14 protein-coding genes are annotated in these 19180 nt (G+C 62.6%); 7 read left to right on the top strand and 7 right to left on the bottom strand.

The genetic code is table 11. The features are described from left to right. The first annotated feature begins 29 nt into the window (after positions 1-29). Positions 30-3245, top strand: coding sequence for a DEAD/DEAH box helicase (locus ACFVHU_RS06325; protein WP_388023210.1), 3216 nt, complete (start codon positions 30-32; stop codon positions 3243-3245). Between the two features lie 62 nt (positions 3246-3307). Here ACFVHU_RS06325 and ACFVHU_RS06320 read toward each other — a convergent pair whose 3' ends face one another. Next, the gene (locus tag ACFVHU_RS06320; protein WP_388023207.1) at positions 3308-4165 is read right to left on the bottom strand and encodes a MarR family winged helix-turn-helix transcriptional regulator; all 858 of its coding nucleotides are present in this window, start codon (positions 4163-4165) and stop codon (positions 3308-3310) included. On the opposite strand from ACFVHU_RS06320, the gene ACFVHU_RS06315 reads away from it, so the two are divergent. Then, positions 4164-4961 (top strand): dioxygenase, encoded by a 798-nt coding sequence (locus ACFVHU_RS06315; protein ID WP_105656276.1) that lies wholly within the window; start codon positions 4164-4166, stop codon positions 4959-4961. The two genes, ACFVHU_RS06320 and ACFVHU_RS06315, sit on opposite strands and share 2 nt — an antisense overlap. Before the next feature lie 87 nt (positions 4962-5048). Here the strand turns inward: ACFVHU_RS06315 and ACFVHU_RS06310 are convergent, their stop codons facing one another. The 6 genes from ACFVHU_RS06310 to ACFVHU_RS06285 form a co-directional block, all read right to left on the bottom strand. After that, complete coding sequence (locus tag ACFVHU_RS06310) at positions 5049-7010, bottom strand: S8 family peptidase (RefSeq protein WP_388023204.1); 1962 nt, start codon at positions 7008-7010, stop codon at positions 5049-5051. A gap of 642 nt (positions 7011-7652) precedes the next feature. After that, complete coding sequence (locus tag ACFVHU_RS06305) at positions 7653-8594, bottom strand: AEC family transporter (protein ID WP_388023202.1); 942 nt, start codon at positions 8592-8594, stop codon at positions 7653-7655. 122 nt (positions 8595-8716) lie between these two features. After that, entirely contained in the window at positions 8717-10045 is a 1329-nt protein-coding gene (locus ACFVHU_RS06300) for an enolase C-terminal domain-like protein (RefSeq protein WP_388023199.1), read from the bottom strand. A gap of 3 nt (positions 10046-10048) precedes the next feature. Further along, positions 10049-11650, bottom strand: a complete 1602-nt coding sequence (locus ACFVHU_RS06295) for an aldehyde dehydrogenase (NADP(+)) (protein WP_332594604.1) — start codon at positions 11648-11650, stop codon at positions 10049-10051. 50 nt (positions 11651-11700) lie between these two features. Then, positions 11701-12639 carry a 5-dehydro-4-deoxyglucarate dehydratase gene (kdgD, locus tag ACFVHU_RS06290; RefSeq protein WP_105656281.1) on the bottom strand — a complete coding sequence of 313 codons (939 nt, stop codon included), beginning with the start codon at positions 12637-12639 and terminating at the stop codon, positions 11701-11703. A gap of 138 nt (positions 12640-12777) precedes the next feature. Beyond that, a complete protein-coding gene (locus ACFVHU_RS06285) occupies positions 12778-13668 on the bottom strand; it encodes a LysR family transcriptional regulator (RefSeq protein WP_388023195.1) in 891 nt (296 codons plus the stop codon). Positions 13669-13819: 151 nt separating this feature from the next. On the opposite strand from ACFVHU_RS06285, the gene ACFVHU_RS06280 reads away from it, so the two are divergent. The 5 genes from ACFVHU_RS06280 (at position 13820) to ACFVHU_RS06260 (ending at position 19172) form a co-directional block, all read left to right on the top strand. Then, the gene (locus tag ACFVHU_RS06280) at positions 13820-14818 is read left to right on the top strand and encodes a tripartite tricarboxylate transporter substrate binding protein (protein WP_105661987.1); all 999 of its coding nucleotides are present in this window, start codon (positions 13820-13822) and stop codon (positions 14816-14818) included. A 49-nt stretch (positions 14819-14867) separates the two neighbouring features. Then, positions 14868-15452, top strand: a complete 585-nt coding sequence (locus ACFVHU_RS06275) for a tripartite tricarboxylate transporter TctB family protein (RefSeq protein ID WP_388023191.1) — start codon at positions 14868-14870, stop codon at positions 15450-15452. Between the two features lie 23 nt (positions 15453-15475). Next, positions 15476-17005 carry a tripartite tricarboxylate transporter permease gene (locus ACFVHU_RS06270; RefSeq protein ID WP_105656285.1) on the top strand — a complete coding sequence of 510 codons (1530 nt, stop codon included), beginning with the start codon at positions 15476-15478 and terminating at the stop codon, positions 17003-17005. Continuing rightward, complete coding sequence (locus ACFVHU_RS06265; RefSeq protein ID WP_105656286.1) at positions 17002-17394, top strand: universal stress protein; 393 nt, start codon at positions 17002-17004, stop codon at positions 17392-17394. The genes ACFVHU_RS06270 and ACFVHU_RS06265 overlap by 4 nt, the downstream gene beginning before the upstream one ends. A 419-nt stretch (positions 17395-17813) precedes the next feature. Then, positions 17814-19172: a gluconate:H+ symporter gene (locus ACFVHU_RS06260; RefSeq protein WP_388023189.1), complete on the top strand. Its 1359-nt coding sequence runs from the start codon at positions 17814-17816 to the stop codon at positions 19170-19172. Positions 19173-19180: the final 8 nt, after the last annotated feature.

The following is a 19180-nucleotide window of genomic DNA, read 5'->3' as shown; positions in this document are numbered from 1 at the left end:
GCCCACTGCACGAACAATGAACGGCGAGTATGGAATTCCAGCTGACACTTTCTGCGGCCCAGACCTTGGTGACCGAATCCGAATACAACCTGGGCCAATTCCTGTGTGATTCCGGAAAAGTGCAGATCGCCAACCGGGTAATGCAACCGGGATCTACCCGCATCTCCGGTGTGGTGCTGCGCGAATCGGTGATGGCCCAATTGGAAATCACCGCGGGCAATATCAGCTTCACCAGCTTCTGCGGCAAGCATCCGGGGGTTCAGTCCTGTGAAGACGTCGCCGCCTTGCTCATTGAGGTCACCACCGAAGAAGACCAGGGCTTCTTCGTCTCCGACTCCGGGGTGGATCCCCACGCATGGAAACGCAATAGCAAGCCGCAGTGGGAACGTACCCTTGACCGTCTGCTTCCAGTCATTTCCGATGAGCCGCTGGCTGCCGAAGAACCGTTGGGATTGATCCTGAAAGTGGTCAGCGAACCGCGTTATGGCGGCGAGGACGCGCTGACCTTGCAGGCACGCCCGGCCCGCCAGGGCACCAAGAGCCCCTGGATCCAAACCGGGATCAGCTGGCGCAATGTTGCCTTTGATACGCGGTTCTCCAAGAAGCAGCGTCGTGCGGTCGTTGAACTGGACCGGTTGCGTGAACACGTTGAACAAGATACTTATCGCCATTCGTGGGATCCCAAGGAGTGGATCTCCTTGATGGATCTTCCAGGCCAGGACCTGCTGGATGCGTTCGAAGCCCTGCGTGAAGCTGGAGTGCAGATCGTCAACGGCGGTTCTACGGCCAAGGCCCCGGTGGAGTTCAGCGAGCAACCAGCCATGGCACACGTGGATGTGCGTCGCGGTGAACATGGCCTGAGCATGGAAGGGAAGCTGCGCGGGCCGAGCGAAGAGCACCTCTACCTCTTGCCCATAGGCACGCCGCCGACCTTGTTGGCTTACGCGTCCAGCCCCTTGCCGAAGGCCAGGGAAATCGGTTTGGCCCGGTTCGCTGAACCGGTCACGAAGGAACTGGCCACATTTATTGAATCCGGTGCGCAATCCATCCCGCAGGAAGGCGTTGAGCTTTTCGAGCGCCAGCACCTGGACCGATTGCGTCTGATGGCACCGTTGAAGAGCGAGGATGACAGCTACAGCATCCCTGTTCCAGCACGCCCCAGCCTCAAGCTGTCCCTGGAGAGCATCCGAACTCCGCTGACCGTGAGCTATTCCTGGGAGTACGCCTCCGCGGGCCCCCGCCAGTATGCCGTGGAAAAGGAAATTGCTGCTTCGGTGCAGGACAAGCTCGGCGCGCAGGCTTCCTTGGGGCAACTGACCTCTTCAGGAATCTTCCCGCCGAAGGAATTCAGCACCTCCGAATCCATCGATTTCTTGGTCTACGCATTGCCGCTATTGGCAGAGCATCCCGATGTGGTCGTTGAAGAGCAGAACAGGCTGCCGAAGTACCGGATCAGCCACGCGCCGGCCGCTGTCAGTGTCGAAGCCGGCGAAAGCACGGGGGACTGGTTCGACTTGTCTGTGGAAGTGCTCCTGGACGAGACCAAGGTCCCGTTCCCACTGCTGCTGGAGGCCTTGACCAAGCAAGATGAGTATCTCGTCCTCGATGACCTTACGGTGATCCCGATTGATGGTGCAGATTTCACGCAGCTGCGCCAGCTGATATCAGAGGCCGGGGAGCTGGGCACGGTGCAGGGCGATACGATCCGCATCCATAAGTTGAGCATCGACTGGTGGCAAGAACTGGTGGATCTGGGCATTATCGAAGCCCAGCACAACCAGTGGCTGCAGACCATGAATGCGCTGCAAAGCGGTGAAGAAATGCAGCCGGTCCAGCTAGCGGAAACGTTCAACGCTGAACTGCGCCCGTATCAGGGCCACGGCTTATCCTGGCTCAACTTCTTGCGTACCCATGATCTCGGTGGCGTCCTTGCCGACGATATGGGTCTGGGCAAGACCGTCCAGCTGCTGGCTTGCCTTGAACAAGCGCGCGTCGAGGATCCTGCCCAGAAATTCCTGGTGCTGGCTCCTACCTCGGTGGTGGGCAACTGGATCAATGAGGCGCAGCGATTTGCGCCGCAGATGAGCGTCACCGGCATCACTTCAACAGCTAGAAAGAGCGGCCAAAGCATGGCGTCGCAGATCGGTGACGCCCAATTGGTAGTTACCAGCTACACGATCTTCCGCCTGGCCTATGGGGATTTTGAAGCCGCCGGATTCAACGTCATGATCATGGACGAGGCCCAGCAACTGAAGAACCATGCCTCCAAAGGCTACAAGCAGGCCCGGCAGCTGCCAGTGCCGTGCAAATTCGTGGTCACTGGCACTCCCATGGAAAACAACCTGCTGGAACTGTGGGCGTTGGTCTCACTGGCTGCACCAGGCCTGCTGGGCGGTGCGAAGTCCTTTAAGGACAACTACCAGAAGCCCATTGCCGACGGAGACCAGGAGCGCCTGGAGCGCCTGAAGAGCCGACTGCGTCCGTTCGTGCTGCGCCGTACCAAGGAACAGGTCGTTCCAGAGCTGCCGGCGAAGACCGAACAGGTGCTGGAAGTCGAACTGGAGCCGGGGCACCGCAAAGCCTATGACCGCCGCTTCCAGCGTGTGCGGCAAGAAGTCCTGGGCCTGGTTGACGACGTTGATTCGAATCGCTTCCAGATTCTCCAGTCGCTGACCCTGCTGCGCCAGCTGGCCTTGGATCCGTCCCTGGTAGGCGAGGGCGATGCCCCGAGCGCGAAGCTGGAAATGCTGCGCGAACTCATGGGGGACGCGGTTTCTGAAGGGCATAAGATTCTGGTCTTCAGCCAATTCACCAGTTTCTTGGCCAAGGCACGCGACGTCGCTGAAGAGCTGGGCATTGAGCACGGATACCTTGATGGGTCCACCACTGGCCCAAAGCGCAAGGAACTGATTGACGGTTTCAGCGAGGGAGATTTCCCGGTCTTCTTCATCTCGCTGAAGTCCGGCGGCTTCGGCATTAATCTCACTTCCGCCGACTACTGCATCTTGCTGGACCCATGGTGGAACCCGCAGGCCGAAGCCCAGGCTATTGACCGGGCCCACCGCATTGGGCAAACTCGTCCGGTCTATGTGTATCGCTTGGTGGCAAAGGACACCATCGAATCCAAGGTGCTCGCGCTGCAGGCCAAGAAGACGCAGCTGTTCAATGATGTCCTGGGAGAGACTGCCCAAGCCGCGCAGAGTGCTGCGTTAAGCGCCGATGATTTCCTGGCGCTGATGGAGTGAGCCTAAAAAGCTGAAGCCTTGGAAACCAGAAGGTCTCCAAGGCTTCAGCTGATGATCGGGGACTAGAGAATCTGTTCAAAACTGTCGTTGAGGCGGTGCAGGAGATCTCCAAAATTCTTCAGTTCGGAGGCTTCCCATTCCTTGAGCTGGCGGCGCAGTTCCTCACGCAGCGTGTTACCGCTGGAGCGCCATTTTTCCTTGGCGTTTTCTGTTGCCGAGACCAGCTGGGCCCGGCCATCGGAAGGATCCTGGGTGCGGGTGACAAGTTCCAGAGACTCGAGGTGCTGCACGAGGCGGGAAATAGTCGCCTTGTCCAGACGCAGTTTTTCTGCGAGTGCTCCCTGTTGCTGGGCTTCATCGCGGATGACCACTGCAAGCAAGCGGTACCCCGGATCCTGCAGGTCCGGGTGGATGATCTTGGCGCGACGGATCAGCATCTGGCGGGCGCGCAATAAGATGGCGGTGAATTCTTCTTCGACCGTCTGCATCAGTTCTTCTTCTTGCATACAAACCATTCTAAAGATTAATGGTCGATAAGTCTGATATTGGAGACCGCAGCCGTTCGAAGCCGAAGTGTTGAACGTACTGCGAATCCCCAGCTGAGCGTAATTAATGGCTTGGAAAAGACTGGCCAGGCAACGCCTGATGCCTGCAAAGCCGTACAGTTCCACTTCTCCGGCGCAGCTTAAGAACGACTTGCCGATTGCATTCGTGATTAGAGAAGCAATAGATTTCCGCCGCCGCTCAGAAGCAGAGCAAGAAAGCCATGGCCTCCGTTGCCTCTGGCGTTGGACCCAACGTGGTGCGGCGAAGCTGTCCGCACTGTCCACGGGCCTCTTGGAGAGCATTTGGAGTTGGATATCGGGATTCATGAAAATAAAACTTGACGCTTCAACTAATGCTTGGTAGGTTTTAATCATGAATCAGCTATCCGATACCCCTCCCGTCTTGTTCCTTAGCCATGGCGCACCGCCACTGGCCGACGACCAGCGCTGGACCCAGGAGCTGGCTAGCTGGTCCGGCACTTTCGAGAAGCCGAAAGATATTCTGATGATCTCCGCGCACTGGGAAAATGCGCCGGTGACGCTGAGTGCTACCCAGCAGAAGAACGAATTGGTCTACGACTTCTGGGGCTTCGACCAGAAGTACTACGACGTTCGCTACGACGCGCCAATGGCGCCCGAGCTGGCCAATGAAGTCGAACGGCTGACCTCGGCCTATGGCCATCACGTGGAGCGCGACGAGACGCGTGGACTGGACCATGGCGCCTACGTGCCGCTGAAGGAAATGTTTCCGGATGCGGATGTACCGGTGGTGCAGATGTCCATGCCAACACTGGATCCTGCAGGACTCTTTGATCTGGGCAAGAGCTTGGCGCCCTTGCGCGAGCGGGGAACCTTGATCGTTGGCTCCGGATTCACCACCCACAACTTGCGCTGGTTCAACCCAGCCGGCGGGCCGGATTCGGCGCCGCCATCGGCCTCCAGCGAGTTCGACCATTGGGCCGAGGAGGCAATGGCCCGCGGGGATGTGGACTCCATCCTCGACTTCCTGCACAAGGCCCCGGCGGCCCGCGAAGCGCACCCGCGCTCGGAGCATTGGGCTCCGCTGTACGTTGCGCTGGGTGCGGCATACGCCTCGGGTGGAATTGATGCCAAGACGGCAATTGACGGTTTCTGGTACGGCCTGTCCAAGCGCTCCTGGACCTTGAGCTAGGCGATATCCCTATCTTTCCCGCAGCAAACGCGGCACCGATTGGTGCCGCGCTTGCGCAGGTAATAGTGGACTTTTCTGGTCGATCCTCTAGCTGGCGGCTACCGATGCATCATCAATGCGGAACAAGGTAGCCTGCGAGCTGTCTTCCACGCCCTTGAAACGCAAAGTAACGGTCTTACCGCGGAAGTTGTTCAGGTCAACGGCCTGCAGTTCGTAGGACGAGCCGGCATCCAAGTTCGACCAGGTGCCCATGTTGTAGGTTCCGTAGCCGTCCAGAACCTGTACGGTCAGCTTGTCGTACTGGCTATAGGCAGTAGTTTCATTGGTCAGCACATGCAGGTAGAACTCCAGCTGCGCATTGGTGGCATCTGCCGGGATGGCGACCTTCTGGTCCAGGGTGTAGGTGTTGGAATTGCCCCAACCATTGAGCCCAGCTAATCCGCTGCCGGAGCGGGCTGCCGAGCCGGACTCGAAGGTGTCGGCGCGGTTGGCGGTCCAGTAATCCGCCCCGTTCTCGAAACCTGCATTTTTCAGCAGGTTGCCGCTTGGCTCCGGATCCGGAGTTGGCTCCGGGGTTGGTGTTGGGTTGCTGCCGTCCAGGGCATTCATGATCTTGGCGGCATCCACCAGTCCGGCGCCGCAACCGATGCTGCAACCGCCTGGCATCGCGCGGGTGCCCTGCTTCAACGCAGTTTCCACGGAGGCGGGGGACATCCCAGGGTCTGCCGACTTCATCAGTGCGACCATGCCCGCTACGTGCGGGGTGGCCATGGAAGTGCCCTGGTAGAAGGCATAGCCCTGGCTGGATGGAGTAGTGGTGCCGGTATTGATGGTGGACAGCACGCCTTGGCCGGCGTAGCGGGTGTCGCCACCAGGTGCGGTGACGTCAACGGCCGAGCCGTAGTTCGTGTAGTACGACGGAGCGCCCGAAGGGTTGCTTGCCGCTACGGTAATGACGTTTTCGCAGTTGGCCGGGCGGGAATTCGAAGCGTTCTGGCTTTCGTTGCCGGCGGCAACTACCACCGAGGTGCCGCGCGAAACCGCGGCGTTGATGGCCGCCTGGTAGGTAGTTCCGCAAGCGCCGCCACCGCCCAGGGACATGTTGATGGTGTCTGCCGGGGTTGGGTTATTGGCAATTCCCGGGACCGAACCGCCCGAAGCCCAAATGATGGCATCGGCGATATCGGACAGGCTGCCGCCGCACTTGGCCAGGACGCGGACCGGCTGGATCTTGGCATCCGGGGCAACTCCGGCCACGCCGCTGGAGTTGTTGGTGACTGCGGCTACGGTGCCGGCCACGTGGGTGCCGTGCCAAGAGGAATTGCCCGAGTAGCTGCCGCCGCATTCACCGGCGGCGTACCAGTCGCCCTCGTCCTGGGGGTTCGCGTCGCGGCCGTTGCCGTCGCGGGCCGAGGCAGAGCTGGAGACGAAGTCGTAGCCGGAAACGATGTTGGCGTTCAGGTCCGAGTGCGAGGTGATGCCGGTATCCAGGACTGCGACGATGCTGCCCTCGCCGGTGGCGATGTCCCAGGCCGAAGGCAAGCGCATCCCGTTGGTGCCGCTGTAGTGCCACTGCTCGCCGTACCGGGTGTCGTTAGGCGTCATGGAAATCTTCATGATGGCATCGGGTTCCACCGATTCCACGAGACCAGACTGCGCAATATAGGCCATGAACTCCTTGGCGCCGTTGCCCTTGAGTTTCTTGTCGGCCTTCACCACGAAGCTGCCGGTGGCCATGGCTCGCATTTCCTTGACGGTAATGCCTGCTGCCTTGGCTGCTTGGCCCCAGGCCTTGGCGCGGGAGGACTTGCCCGTCTGCGTGGCTGAAGCCTTGTAGGTGACGATGAATTGGTCGTAGGCCTCGCCTGATTGAACCGAACCGATCTTGACCTTGTCTTCGCCATTTGCCTTGGGGAGGGACTTTTCAGCGGGAGCCGATACGGGGGAGGCGGTAGCTGGCAAGGCGCCAGCGCCGAAGCCGCTCATGCCGATCACTACGGCCGCGGAGACGGCCAGGGTTCTCCGAAGAGGGGTAGAAAAACGTGCCATTGATGTTCTCCTTGTAGGGTTTTTGGGCGCACAAAGGTCGGTGATCAATCGATGTGGTGTGTGCCGGTAGGAGCGTAACTGCTCGGCAACTCCTAAAGGAAGTACTTCTCAAATAAATCTTTTATATTCGCTCATGTACTAAAAAGGTGTTTCACATATTTCTGTGGAACTATCCCGGCGGACTCGCAGATTCGAAAAATGAATGATGGTTATCTGCATGTTTGGGGAGTTCGAAATTTTCAGATCCGCACTGACCATGGAAAACACATAATTATTTGCATAGCGAACGCTATCTTTCCAAAGTTGTTTCAAGCTAGGAGTACATTCCGGGATCCAGCTCTCCTGGCGTCGAAGCCGTGGTCCAAGCGTGCTAGGTATCTTGGCTAATTCATTGAATAAATGGCGTCCCTCCGGATTCGGCACCGTGAGATGGCCAATAGCCGCTTGGTTGCCAGCTCATCGGCTGGACGCTTGGCCAGCCCATGAGTTCCGCCGAGTTACCGTTCGGAAGACAGCTGGCAACGGATAGCTTCGGCAAGGTGGTTCGAGCGCATTCGAGGCAGGGATTACGCTGTCGCACGGGATGGGTAGCAGCGGCAGGCCCAAGATGCCCACCGGAGCGAATACCGGTGCTGCACGTATCTAGCCCAGCAAGAAGGCAATGACCAGCACACTGGGAAAGGTCAGCAGGGTGCTTGCCAGCACCACTTCGCGCGGCACGGCGACGGGGAGCTTGAATTGCTGGGCAAACAGCAAGACGTTTTGCGCGGTTGGAAGCGCCGCCATGATCACCACTCCGAGAAGTTCGATTCCTGATAGGCCGAAAACGAAGCGGGCAACGAGCCAGGCGAGCAAAGGCATGAAGAACACCTTGAACGCGGTCGCCAGATAGATTTCGCCGCGCAGGTTCTTATCTGACAATGGACGCCGGCCGTATAGCGCCATTCCAAAGGACATCAGCAACAGGGGGATGGATGCGTCGCCAATCATTTGCACTGGCGCATGAATGACTTCGGGCAGTGCCAGGCCAAAGAAGGAGAACACCGCACCGAGGAAGGTCGCAATAGTGACAGGGTTGGCGATGGACTTGAGGATCATTTTCGCACCGGGCAGGCTATCCGCGCCACCGGACTTGGCGCGGGAGAGCACCGCGAACATGCACAGGTAGACGGGAGCGATGATCAGCAACTGCGCGATGAGCACCGACACTACGGGACTGGTGCTGCCCACCGCATAAAGGGCCAGCGGCACACCGATATTTCCAGCATTCACATAACTCGTGGACATGGCCGCAACGGGCAGCCGATGAGCTGGAGTCTTGAAGGCCAGCCGCGCGACCAATGCATAAGCGGAGCCGGTCAGCACCGCAACCATCAAGGCTATCGGGGTGAATACACCAACCACCGCATGCAGATCGGTACTGGCAAGCAGGGTGAACATCAGGGCGGGGTTGGTGATGTAGAAGATGAGCGGGGTGAGCCCCTGGGCAATGGCCGCGCGTTGTCGCGGCAGTGCGACCGACATCAGCAGGCCGATGCCGATGAGGATCAAGACAACGGAGAATCCCTGTAGAACTCCTTGCATATTGCCTTTCCCGCCCGGTAATGGTGTTCCCAGCTCCGGGGCTTCTCGAAGCCGTGGACGGCGAGGGTGCGAAAGCTCCCTCTACCGTCCACGGTGCATTATTCAGATTCCCTGGCAGCCTGTCAGCGAACCAGCGCGGGACTCTTCGAATCGAAGGTCCAGCCGGGAATCAGGTATTGCATGGACACCGAGTCGTCACGCGAGCCCAACCCATGTTCCAGGTACAGTTCGTGGGCTTGGGCGACCCGATCCATGTCCAGGCTGACACCCAAGCCGGACCGCTGCGGAACCTTGATCTCTCCGTCCCGAATCACCAATGGTTCCTCGGTCAGGCCCTGTCCATCCTGCCAGATCCAGTGGGTATCGAGTGCCGTGATCTCGCCCGGAGCAGCGGCGCCGACCTGGGTGAACATCGCCAGCGAGATGTCGAAGTGGTTGTTCGAGTGCGACCCCCAAGTCAGTCCGAACTCGTTGCACAGCTGGGCAACGCGCACTGATCCGGACATGGTCCAGAAATGCGGATCTGCCAGGGGGATGTCTACCGCACTGGTGCGCACCGCGTGCGCCATTTCTCGCCAGTCAGTCGCAATCATGTTCGTGGCGGTCTGCAGACCGGTCGCCCTGCGGAATTCGCTCATGACCTCGCGGCCCGAGAAGCGGCCCTCAGGGCCGCACGGATCCTCGGCATAGGCCACCACTCCACGCATGCGCTTGCCAAGCCGGATAGCATCTTCGAGCAGCCAGCCGCCATTGGGGTCAAGCGTGATCCGGGCTTCGGGGAAGCGTTCCTTCAAAGCGATGACAGCATCGACCTCGGAGTCCCCGTCCTGGACGCCGCCCTTCAGCTTGAAATCCTTGAACCCGTAACGGGCCTGAGCCGCCTCGGCCAGGCGCACCACGGCTTCTGGCGTCATGGCTTCTTCGCGGCGCAAGCGCTCCCAGTCGTCGTTGCCCTGCGGTTCGCGCAGATACGGCAGATCCGTCGTATCCGGGTTGCCCACGTAGAACAGGTAACCGAGCATCGGAACCGCGTCGCGCTGCTGCCCGTCGCCGAGCAGTTCGGCCGCCGGCACTCCGAGGAACTGGCCGTGCAAATCCAGCAGTGCAGATTCAAGTGCGGTGACTGCGTGCACGGTGGTGCGCAAATCGAAGGTCTGTGCACCGCGTCCGCCGGAATCGAGGTCTGCGAAGCGGGCTGCCACCTGGCGCAGCAGCGAACGGTAAGTCGCCACAGGGGCGCCGGTAATCAGTGTGCCGGCCTCCTCTATGGTCGAACGGATCGCCTCGCCGCCGGGCACTTCGCCGAGGCCCGTGCGGCCCTCGGAGTCAGTGATGATGGCGATATTGCGGGTGAAGAACGGCCCGTGCGCCCCGGAGAGGTTCAGCAGCATGGAGTCGTGCCCGGCGACCGGGATGACCTTCACCGAGGCAATGGTGGGCTGGGAAGTCATGGATTATTCGCCTTTCGCCTGCAGGACGCCGTCAATCCGGCGGGTCAACTTCCACGGATTGTCTTCCGCGATGGGCTTGGGCAAAAGCGCGTCCGGGAAGTTCTGGTAGGCGACCGGGCGCAGGAAGCGCTCGATGGCCAGGGTGCCCACCGAGGTGGTCCGCGGGTCGGACGTTGCCGGGAACGGACCTCCGTGCACCATCGCGTGGCCCACTTCCACACCGGTTGGCCATCCGTTGACCAGGATGCGCCCGACCTTGGTTTCCAGCGTCCCGATGATCTGCCCTGCGGCTTCGTGATCCGAATCGTCCAGCTGCAAGGTGGCGGTGAGCTGGCCTTCCAGCCGGCCCAGCGCCGTTTGCAGCTGTGCGGCATCGGCGTAGCGAATCACCAGCGAGGCGGCTCCGAAGATTTCGTCTTGCAGCACCGGGTTGGCCAGCAGCTGCTCCACTCCAGCGGTGTAGATGGCTGGTGCCGGAGCGTTCTCGGTTGCCCCTTCGGTGCCACGGCCCAGCAGTTCGACACCGTCCTGGCTGCCGAGCGCTTGGACACCAGCGGTCCAGGAATTGTAGATTCCCTCGGTGAGCATCGTCTGCCCGGAAGTTTCCGGTGCCTGGCCGCTGACGGCGCGGGCGAATGCGTCGCCGGCAGCTCCAGTGGGAACAAAGACGAGACCCGGTGCGGTGCACAGCTGCCCGGAAGAACCGACAACAGAAGCCAAGTAGGCCTTGGCCTGCGCAACAGGATCCTGCGCCAATGCTCCCTCGAAGAAGATCACCGGGTTGATGGAGCTCATTTCGGCATACACCGGGATGGGTTCCGGTCGCGCGGCCGCGGCGGCCATCAGGGCGGTGCCGCCGGCCCGCGAACCGGTGAAGCCCACGGCCTTGATGGCCGGATCCTTCACCAGCGCCTGGCCGATCGACGCGCCGGGGCCATAAACCAGGGAGAAGACTCCCGGGTGCAGCCCGAAGTCGGCGACGGCCTTGCTGATGGCATGGCCAACAATCTCGCTGGTTCCGGGGTGCGCATTGTGGGCCTTGAAGACCACCGGGCAGCCGGCAGCCAGCGCGCTGGCGGTGTCGCCGCCGGCGGTGGAGAACGCCAGCGGGAAGTTCGACGCGCCGAACACCGCGACCGGGCCCACCGGGATCTTGCGCTGCCGGATGTCCACGCGCGGGGCCGGGGTGCGCTCTGGCAGGGCCGGGTCCACGCGCACGCCGTGCTGGTCACCTTGGCGCACCACCTGCGCGAACAGCCGCAGCTGTCCGGTGGTGCGCCCGCGCTCGCCGGTCAGGCGCGCCTCGGGCAAGCCGGTTTCGGCCATGGCGCGAGCGACCAGTTCGGCGCCCACTGCCTCGATGTTCTCCGCGATGGCTTCCAGGAACTCTGCGTGCTTCGACGGTTCCAAGGACCGGAAGGACTCGAAGGCCTCGGCCGCCGCAGCGGTGGCCAGCTTCAGCTGCTGCTCATCGATGAGGCTGTAGGCAGGTTCCAGGCGCTCGTTGGTCGCCGGGTTATAGCCGTTGACCTTGCGCCCGTTGCCTTCGGTGCTGGCGCCGGCGAGGATGGACTGGCCGGTGAGGTTCTGCGTGGTTGTGCTCATGAATTGCTCCTGAGTCGACTGATTGGTGTGTCGTAAAGTGCCAGTGCTGGTCAGAGGCTCGCGCCGGCGGGAACGATGCCTGCCTGCTGGATCAGCGCGGACAGGTCCGCCAGGTCCTGCTCGGTCAGATCCTGCAGCGGCGGGCGCACCGAGCCGGAGTCGCGGCCGATGGCCTTCAGCCCGCCCTTGACGATGGATACGCCGTAACCCTTGACGCGGTCGCGGATTTCCAGGTACGGCAGCACGAAGCGGTTCAGCTTCTCGTTGACCGCCTTCAGGTCCTGGGCGCGCACATCCTTGTAGAAGTCCAGCGCGAATTCCGGAACGAAGTTGTACATGGCCGAGGAGTAGGTGCTCATGCCCAGCTGCAGCAGCGGCAACGCGAAGGTCTCCGCGGTAGGCAGCCCGCCCAGGTAGAACAGGCGGTCGCCGTTCTTGGCGTACACCTTGGTCAGGTGCTCGATGTCGCCCAGCGCGTCCTTAAAGCCGATGAAGTTCTCGTGGTTATCGGCCAGCCGGGCCACGGTGTCCGCCGAATAGATCGCGTTGGCGCGGTTGTAGACGATCACGCCGGTCGTCGTCGATGCGCAGATGGCCGACGCGTGCTGGTAGAGCCCTTCCTGGTCGCATTCGGTCAGGTACGGCGGCAGCAGCAGCAGGCCTTCGGCCCCTGCGGCCTCGGCGTCTTGCGCGTTCTGGATGGCCTGCTTGGTCGAACCGCCGGCCGAGGCCAGCACCGGAACCTTGGAGCCGGCTTCTTCCACTGCCATGCGGACCACACGCGAGGCCTCTGCCGGGGTCAGCGTGAAGCCTTCGCCGGTGCCTCCGGCGGCGAACAGTCCGGCGACGTCGAAGCTGGACTGCCAGGCCAGGTGGTTGCGGTACGCGGCCTCGTCGATTTCCAGGTTGGCGTCGAATGCGGTGACCGGGAAGGAGAGCAACCCGTCCTTGAGCTTGGAGGCAAGTTCGGCGGGGGTGTACTGGGCCATGGTTTGTTCCTTTGACTGGTTCCCGCCTCAGGCGAGGCGGGAAAGCTGGGGGCGGTGCATTGGTATTACCCTCAGCCTAGGAACCCTCTATGATGCCTGTCCAAGCCCATATTTGTATTGTTTGATACCTACTGTGCATCATTCAGCGTGCAGCGCGTGGCGCACGATCGAGACCACCCGTTCCAGCGCCGGATTGCGCGAGGACTTGCTCCAGATGGCGTGCAGCTGCACCGGATCGTCGGTAACCTCGCCAAGCCGCAGGTAGCTGACCCCGCCCACGCCCAGCAGCTTGGCACTCTCCGGGACGAAAGCAATACCGCGCCCGGCGGAGACCAGCGCGAGCATGGTCAGCACCTGGCTGACGGTATGGCGCACGTTCTTGTGCTCGATGTCGACGCGGCGCACCACCAGGTCGTAGAAGTAGCGGGCCTTGGTGGGGGAGTGCATGATCAGCGGTTCGTTGCGCAGGTCATCGAACAATACCTCCCGCTGCAGCCGGGCCAGCCGGTGGCCGGAGGGCACTGCCACGTAGAGCCCCTCGGTTAATAGCAGTGCGGACTCGAAGAGCTTCTCGTCGAAGGGCGGGCGGGCTAAGCCCAGATCGATGTCGCCGTCCAGCAGGGCGTCGACCTGCTCGCCGGTCACCATTTCCGACAGCTCCAGGTGCACCTGCGGCATCTGCGCGGAGATTTCTCCCAGCAGCGGGCCGAGCAGGCTGAAGCCCGAGGCCGCGGTGAAGCCGATGCGCAGCTCGCCCAGCTGGCCGGCGGCGATGCGGCGGGCATTGTCCGGGGCACGCTCGGCGGCCACGACCAGCCGGCGGGCATCCTGGAGGAAAGCACGGCCCGCCGCGGTGAGGGCCACGCGGCGGTTGTCGCGCTCGAGCAGTTCCACGCCGACCGTGCGCTCGAGTTTCTGGATCTGCCGGCTCAGCGGCGGCTGAGTCATGTTCAGCCGCTCGGCGGCACGGCCGAAGTGCAATTCCTCGGCAACGGCAACGAAACTGCGTGCTTGGTCCAGAGTAAACATTTGATACCTTTCTGGAATCATTCTATGCACATTCAACCTTGGACATGCATCACTTCAAGTTTCTACGCTTGACTCCAAGACCAGCAAGGTGAGCTGTCTCACTCGAGGCCTCGGCCGGGGTCCCACACTCGACACCACAGGAGAACTTCCCATGAAAAATCGCTTGACTCGCCGCTCGCTGCTCGCCCTCTCGGCCACTGGCGCGGTACTAGCGCTTTCCGCCTGCGGCGGCAACGTCGGCGGGGGCTCGGCCTCCGCCGAATTCCCCAGCGGCCCCATCACCCTGACCGTCGGCCAGGCGCCTGGCGGCTCCACCGACCTGATCGCGCGCGCCGCGGCGGACGGCATGGCGGATTCCCTGGGCGTGGCCCTGCCCGTGGTGAACAAGCCGGGCGCCAACGGCGCGCTGGCCACCGAAGAAGTGGCGGCCATGGCCCCGGACGGGCAGAACCTCGTGCTGCTCAACGCCTCGTTGATCACCATTACCCCGCTGGCGGTATCCGCGGACGAGGCGGTTTCGCTCGATGACCTCGATGTCCTCATGGGACTGAGTCAGGATGACTACGTCATGGTAGCCAGCACCAAGTCGGGGATGGAGAACTTCGATGACATCAAGAACAGCGGCAAGAAGCTGTCCTTCGGCACTACCGGCGTGGGCACCGGCTCGCAGCTGGCCCAGGAACTGATCCTGGCCCAGGCGGGCATCGAAGGCACCACAGTACCATTCGACTCGGGTTCCCCGGCACTGACCGCCGTCATGGGCGACCAGGTACAGGTCTCCACGGTGCAGCTGGGCGAAGCCAAGCCGCAGATCGACGCCGGCACCGTCACCCCGATCGTGGTCTTCTCCTCCGAGCGCAATGAGTTCCTTCCCGATGTGCCCACCGCCATCGAGGCAGGCTATGAAGTCCCGGTCTCCCAGTACCGCGCCATCGCAGCCCCGAAGGGCCTGAGCGATGACGCCAAGCAGAAGCTGGTGGCCTCCATCAAGGACGCGGTAGCCACGGACACCTACACCTCGTTCAACGAGAAGAACATGCTGACTCCGAACGAGATTTCCGGCGAGGAAGTCACCGCCGAATGGAATGAGCTGGCCGCGAAGTACAAGGAACTGACCGATGAGTACGACATCTCGCTGGCCGGCAAGTAGCCTCCCGGCAGCCAGCTGATCCGGAACACTTCAAGCACAGGAGGACATCATGCAAGCCAAACACGTTGAACGCCCGCCGGTGCCCGCCGCGCCCCGCGCGAAATCCGGCCCGGTGCAGCCCGAGGACGATTCGTCGCCCGAGGCGCTGACCCCGGAGGAACTCGCCGCCCAGTGGGAAGCCGAGTCCCCGGAACCGGCCGGACCGGTGGCGAACCTTGCCTCCAGCCTGGTGGTGCTCGCGCTGGGCTGCGCCGGCATGGCGCTGTCCGTTGGCCTGGGGCTGGGCACCCCCGCGGCGCCCAGCGCCGGGATGTGGCCCTTCATCGTCACGCTGATTGCCGCCGTCATGGCCGTGGTGCAGCTCATCGTGGGCAGGCGCGGCGGGCAGGACGGGGAGAAGTTCAGTGCCATGAGCTGGTACACCGTCATTGGTTTCGCCACCCTGATCCTGATGGTGGTGCTCATGCCGCTGATCGGCTTCGAGATTCCCGCGCTGCTGCTGTGCTTCGTGTGGATGCGCTGGCTGGGCGGTGAGCGCTGGCGCTCTGCCGCCTTGTATTCGGTGCTGGTGGTCGTGGCCTTCTACGCCATCTTCATTGCCGCGCTCGGCACCACGATTCCCCGACTGTTCTAAGTCGCAATTAAAGGTTGACTCCCATGGACTTCTTCGGACCAGTCCTGGACGGCTTCGGCACCGTCCTGGACCCCACAAACCTCTTGTATTGCCTGCTCGGCGTTGTCATTGGCATGCTGATCGGCGTGCTGCCGGGCCTGGGCCCGGCGGCCACGATCGCGATCCTGCTGCCGTTGACCTACGGTGTCGAGCCGGTGACCGCCATCATCATGCTGGCCGGCATCTTCTACGGTGCCCAGTACGGCGGCACGATCACCTCGGTGCTGCTGCGCCTTCCCGGCGAGGCCAGCTCGGTGGTGACGGTCTTCGACGGCTATGTCATGGCCAAGCAGGGCCGGGCCGGCACCGCACTGGGCATTGCCGCCATCGGCTCGTTTATTGGCGGCACGATCGCCATTGTGGGTCTGACCTTCCTGGCTCCGCTGGTGGCCAGTTTCGCGCTGGACTTCGGCCCGCCGGAGTACACGGCGCTGGCGCTGCTGGGCATCTTGCTGGTGGCCACCATCTCCGGAGGCTCCAAGATCAAGGCGATCATCGCCGCGGCGTTGGGCCTGTTCCTGGCCACGGTGGGTCGCGATGGCTTCACCGGGGCCGAGCGCTTCACCTTCGGCAACCTGTCGCTGGCCGACGGGATCGACTTCGTGCCGATCGCCATGGGCCTGTTCGGCGTGGGCGAGATCCTCTACAACCTGGAGGAGCGGCACCGGGCCGTGTCCGCCCCGCTGAAGGTGGCCAACGTGTGGCCGCGGCGCCAGGACCTGAAGCAGGCCTCCGGGGCGATCGGCCGCGGGTCGGTGCTCGGCTTCTTCCTGGGCATCTTGCCCGGCGGCGGCGCGACGATCTCCTCGCTGGCCTCCTACGCGCTGGAGAAGAAGACCGCCAAGGACCCTACGCGCTTCGGCAAGGGGGCGATCGAGGGTGTCGCCGGACCGGAAACCGCGAACAATGCGGCGGCGACCAGCTCGTTCATCCCATTGCTGACTCTGGGCATTCCTGCGAATGCGACGATGGCGATCATCTTCGGGGCGTTGCTGATCCAGGGGGTCACCCCCGGCCCGCAGCTGATCTCCAATGACCCGGAATTGTTCTGGGGCGTGGTGAACTCGATGTATATCGGCAACATCCTGCTGCTGATCATGTCGATCCCGCTGATCGGGGTATTCGTGCGGATCCTGCGCATCCGCGCCGCGATCCTGGCGCCGATCACCGCGTTGATTACCCTGCTGGGCGCGTACACCATCCGCAACTCCATGTTCGACGTGATGCTGGTGGTCATGTTCGGCGCCGTGGGCTACCTGATGAAGAAATTCGGTTTCGAGCCCGGCCCGCTGGTGCTGGCGTTCGTGCTGGGCAGCCTGCTGGAATCCAACCTGCGCCGATCCCTGCTGGTGCTGGAAGGCGACCCCTCGGGCTTCCTGTCCCGACCCATCTCCGCAACGCTGCTGGTGGTGTTCGTGTTCGTGGCCGTGTGGCCGATGATCAAGTCCGCCATCGATCAGCGCAAGAACCGCTTGGTGGCCGTGCAGGCCGTAAAGGAAAAGGAAAACGCATGAGCATCATCGTGGGATACGTCCCCACCCCAGTAGGGCAGGCCGCCGTCGACGCGGCCATCATCGAGGCGAAGCTGCGCGCCGAACCGTTGCTGATCGTGAACTCCTCGCGCGAGGGGTCGCTGGTGGACAAGCACACCGCTTCGCCCGAGGACCTGGAACGCGTACTGTTAGCTGCCGCCGCGGCGGGAGTCGAGGCTCGCATCGTGGAGTCCAGCTACCGTGATGACCTGACCGAGGAGTTCCTCGGGCTGGCCGAGAAGCACGAGGTGTCCTTGATCGTCATCGGGCTGCGCCAGCGCAGCCAGGTGGGCAAGTTCATCATGGGCTCGCACGCCCAGCGAATCCTGCTGCAGGCGCAGCATCCGGTGCTGGCCGTCAAGGCCGGCTGACCCGCTACCGCACCGCTGCCAAGGGCCGCGGAAGGCTTCAACGGAAGCCTTCCGCGGCCTTTGCGCGTCCACGGTCCGGTGGCTCCTCAATGGTTGCAGCGCGTCAACTACTGTGAGGCTCGTCACTCAATGCACGGTTCCCGGGGAGTGCCGAAACGCCGAGCCGAATGCGCTACCGGGCGCGGAGTGCCGGAATGTCGCGGGATCGCGGGGATGGCCGCCACCCGGGCACGCAACGCGATGCCGGCTGGGTATCAAAACATGCGGATCGAGTCTTGGACGGGAGCGATCCCGGCTTACTAACGTGACTACAGGCACATGGCGATATGCGGCAGCTCACGTAAACCCAAGCCCCCGCCGCCACCCGCGATGCCGAGATTCCACCCTTTCCAAAGTATTCCCCAGATCGGAGCCCCTTTATGCCCCTGCTTGTCGTAGCGCTGGCGGTAGTCGTGCTGCTGATCCTCATGATGAGGTTCAAGCTCAACGGATTCATCGCCCTGATCCTCGTCGCCACCCTCGTGGCCTTCTGGGCCGTCGCCACCGGATCGCTGAGCGTGGACGGCGAGCCCGCGGGCATCGCTGACATCCCGGAGATCATCACCGAGGGCCTGGGCGGGCAGCTGGGAAGCACCGCCGTCGTCATCGGCCTAGGCGCCATGATTGGCCGCGTCATGGGCGACGCCGGGGCGGCGCAGCGCATTGCCCGCAAGATCCTCTCGGTCTTCGGCGAGCGTGGCGTGCAGTGGGCCATGATCATTTCCGCGATGCTGATCGGCGTGACCATGTTCTACGAGGTCGCGTTCGTGATCCTGGTGCCGGTCGCCTTCACCCTGGTGCGCGCCACCAAGGTCAACCTGCTGTGGGTGGGCCTGCCCATGTCCATCTCGCTGTCCACCATGCATTCCTTCCTGCCCCCGCACCCGGGTCCGACCGCAGTGGCCGGGCTGTACAACGCATCGGTCGGATTGACGCTGGCCTACGGCCTGCTCATTGCCATTCCGGCCGGTGTGGCCATTGCGATGGCCTGGCCGCGGCTGTCCTTCGTGCGGCAGATGAACCCGCAGATGCCCTCGGGGCTGCTCGCGGAAAAGGACTTCGCCGACGACGAGCTGCCCTCGGGCGCCTTGTCCTTCCTGGTGGCGCTGCTGCCCATCGTGCTGATTGCCGGTTCGGAAATCCTGCGCATGACCGTGACGCTGAGCAAAGAGGCCGACGATGTGCTCGCGCTGCTGGGCTCTGCGGAAATTGCGTTGCTGATCGCCCTGCTGGTGGCGATTGCCGCCTTCGGCCCGCTGAACAACCGTTCCATGGCGCAGGTCGCCAAGTCGATGAGCGAGGCCGCACGGGCCATGGCCATGATCCTGCTGGTCATCGGCGCCGGCGGCGCCTTCAAGCAGGTGCTGGTTTCCGCCGGCATTGCCGACTACATTGCGGACACCACTGCGGGGTGGAATCTCAGCCCGCTGTTCCTCGCCTGGATCATTGCGGTGATCCTGCGCATCGCGCTGGGATCAGCTACGGTGGCGGTATCGACCGCCGCCGGCATCGCTGCACCGCTGGTCGCGGCCACCGGAGCGTCGCCTGAGCTGATGGTGCTGGCCACCGCCTGCGGCTCGATCGCCTTCAGCCACGTGAACGACCCGGGCTTCTGGATGTTCAAGGAGTATTTCAACCTCAATGTCGGGCAGGCGCTCGCGGTGCGCACCACCTACACCACGACGTTGGCGGTACTCGGGTTGCTCGGGGTCTTCGCACTGGACCTGGTGATCACCTAGGCCCGGTA

Source organism: Glutamicibacter sp. NPDC127525 (genome assembly GCF_042672105.1).
Classification (GTDB): domain Bacteria; phylum Actinomycetota; class Actinomycetes; order Actinomycetales; family Micrococcaceae; genus Glutamicibacter.
The sequence above is the reverse complement of the archived record's forward strand: the minus strand, read 5'-3'. Positions and strand labels throughout refer to the sequence as shown.

Bases quoted from the DNA above. Each gene is read 5' to 3' on its own strand.
- ACFVHU_RS06325 (WP_388023210.1), top strand. From the start codon at position 30: ATGGAATTCCAGCTGACACTTTCTGCGGCCCAGACCTTGGTGACCGAA.
- ACFVHU_RS06315 (WP_105656276.1), top strand. From the start codon at position 4,164: ATGAATCAGCTATCCGATACCCCTCCCGTCTTGTTCCTTAGCCATGGC.
- ACFVHU_RS06320 (WP_388023207.1), bottom strand. From the start codon at position 4,165: ATGATTAAAACCTACCAAGCATTAGTTGAAGCGTCAAGTTTTATTTTC.
- ACFVHU_RS06310 (WP_388023204.1), bottom strand. From the start codon at position 7,010: ATGGCACGTTTTTCTACCCCTCTTCGGAGAACCCTGGCCGTCTCCGCG.
- ACFVHU_RS06305 (WP_388023202.1), bottom strand. From the start codon at position 8,594: ATGCAAGGAGTTCTACAGGGATTCTCCGTTGTCTTGATCCTCATCGGC.
- ACFVHU_RS06300 (WP_388023199.1), bottom strand. From the start codon at position 10,045: ATGACTTCCCAGCCCACCATTGCCTCGGTGAAGGTCATCCCGGTCGCC.
- ACFVHU_RS06295 (WP_332594604.1), bottom strand. From the start codon at position 11,650: ATGAGCACAACCACGCAGAACCTCACCGGCCAGTCCATCCTCGCCGGC.
- kdgD (WP_105656281.1), bottom strand. From the start codon at position 12,639: ATGGCCCAGTACACCCCCGCCGAACTTGCCTCCAAGCTCAAGGACGGG.
- ACFVHU_RS06285 (WP_388023195.1), bottom strand. From the start codon at position 13,668: ATGTTTACTCTGGACCAAGCACGCAGTTTCGTTGCCGTTGCCGAGGAA.
- ACFVHU_RS06280 (WP_105661987.1), top strand. From the start codon at position 13,820: ATGAAAAATCGCTTGACTCGCCGCTCGCTGCTCGCCCTCTCGGCCACT.
- ACFVHU_RS06275 (WP_388023191.1), top strand. From the start codon at position 14,868: ATGCAAGCCAAACACGTTGAACGCCCGCCGGTGCCCGCCGCGCCCCGC.
- ACFVHU_RS06270 (WP_105656285.1), top strand. From the start codon at position 15,476: ATGGACTTCTTCGGACCAGTCCTGGACGGCTTCGGCACCGTCCTGGAC.
- ACFVHU_RS06265 (WP_105656286.1), top strand. From the start codon at position 17,002: ATGAGCATCATCGTGGGATACGTCCCCACCCCAGTAGGGCAGGCCGCC.
- ACFVHU_RS06260 (WP_388023189.1), top strand. From the start codon at position 17,814: ATGCCCCTGCTTGTCGTAGCGCTGGCGGTAGTCGTGCTGCTGATCCTC.